Raw genomic sequence first — 245 nt, 5'->3', positions numbered from 1 at the left:
CATTACAAGAAATCAAAAAAAACCTTAGAAAAAAGTATCCAAAACCTTTTGATGTCTCCACGTTTTTTCGGACTGAAAACTCAGAAGTCAAAACTTTTATTATGATTAAGGATTTTAAGAAGAACGAAGTTGCTCAGTTTAAATATATCCCAGAAGATGGAGCTATATTGACAGGCTATGAATACTCTCTAAAATACGGAACATATTATGAAAACAACTTTCCAGAACTTCATAGCACTGAGCAC

The 245-nt window shown here is 32.2% G+C and carries 1 protein-coding gene; it reads left to right on the top strand.

Annotated features, from left to right (window positions below):
• Positions 1-245, top strand: a 245-nt coding sequence (locus MTCD1_RS22025; RefSeq protein ID WP_235013414.1) for a hypothetical protein, incomplete at both ends; no start/stop codon positions are given.

The organism is Colwellia marinimaniae (genome assembly GCF_002207865.1).
GTDB lineage: Bacteria > Pseudomonadota > Gammaproteobacteria > Enterobacterales > Alteromonadaceae > Colwellia > Colwellia marinimaniae.
The sequence above is the reverse complement of the archived record's forward strand: the minus strand, read 5'-3'. Positions and strand labels throughout refer to the sequence as shown.